Annotated in this window: 1 protein-coding gene; it reads left to right on the top strand. The window is 44.1% G+C overall.

What is annotated here, in order from left to right; all coding sequences use genetic code 11:
* Positions 1-19: 19 nt before the first annotated feature.
* On the top strand, positions 20-1,482 hold a 1,463-nt coding region (locus CCU_RS00965), incomplete at its 3' end, for a sugar transferase (RefSeq protein WP_243440826.1).

Here is a 1,482-nt window from a genome sequence, read left to right as displayed (position 1 = left end):
TTAGGGAGATGCTATAAATATGGAAGAAAACAGAAGAGTTAGAAAGAGGGACAGATACAAACGTCTCATAACAGTGGGTGAGGCCTGTGTACTCATCGCTGTGGAGCTGGTGCTGTTTGGACTCATGTGGTACCGGGACTATGAGGTAACGCTTACGCTTCCGTTCTGGAGAAGAGGAAACTGGGCAGTTATCGGAATGTATGGAATAATCATCATACTTTTCACCAAGCTTTATGGTGGTTACAGAGTCGGATTCTTCAGACTGCTTGATATAGTTTACTCACAGCTGCTGGCTCTCGTGTGTGCCAATGTAGTTGGTTACCTGCAGCTCTGTATAATCTGTCGTGACTATGTAAATCCGGTACCATTGTTAAAGGTAACCGGGCTTGAAACGATAGTGATATTGATTTGGATATTTGCGTGTAGATTTTTGTATGCGAAGATGTATCCGCCAAGGCATCTGCTGCTGGTATATGGATATAAGACTCCGATAGAGTTCATAGACAAGATCAATGCCCGTAAGGACAAGTATGTAATAGAAGACAGAATACATGTCAGCGAGGGCGAGCAGGCGATCAAGGAGAAGATACTCCAGTACGATGGAGTAATCATTTGCGAGACAAAGGCTTATATAAGAAATGAGCTTGTGAAGTATTGTTTTGAACACTCCATCAGATCGTATGTTGTGCCAAAGCTTTCCGACATAATCATATTAGGAGCTGAGCCTATTCATTTGTTCGATACGCCTATCCTCTTATCACGAAATCAGGGACTTACCGGTGACGATATGATCATTAAGAGGATCATGGATGTTATATGTGGATTTATACTGCTTGTCATAGCTTCACCATTTATGCTCATATCAGCACTTGCGATATGGCTGTATGACAGAGGACCGATATTCTACAAGCAGGACAGATTGACACTGAATGGCAAGGTGTTCAAGATCATCAAGTTCAGAAGTATGAAGATGGACTCCGAGGCAGGTGGAGCACAGCTTGCAAAGAAGGATGATGACAGAATAACCCCTGTGGGAAAATGGCTCAGAAAGCTGCATCTTGATGAACTGCCACAGCTTTTCAACGTACTCAAGGGTGATATGTCACTTGTCGGACCGAGACCTGAGAGACCGGAGATCGCCGAGCTTTATAAAAAGACATTCCCTGAGTTTGACTACAGACTCAAGATGAAGGCCGGACTTACGGGATATGCACAGGTTTACGGCAAATACAACACAACCCCTAGAGATAAGGTTAAGCTGGATCTTACCTATTATGAGCAGTATTCAATATGGCTTGATCTCAAGCTGATGCTCCTGACGGTAAAGATCATGTTCCAGAAGGAGACATCAGAGGGAATCGCATCAAATATGACCACGGCACTCAGGGATGGCGAGAAGGTACAGATACCTTCACCTGTAAATGTGAAGCCGGAAGGGCTTGATGAGTCTGAGGATGCATTCTATGACCTCGGAAAGACTGT

The organism is Coprococcus sp. ART55/1, assembly GCF_000210595.1.
Classification (GTDB): Bacteria; Bacillota; Clostridia; order Lachnospirales; family Lachnospiraceae; genus Coprococcus; species Coprococcus aceti.
Note: the sequence above shows the minus strand (reverse complement) of the source record. Positions and strands in the feature narration are given on the sequence as shown.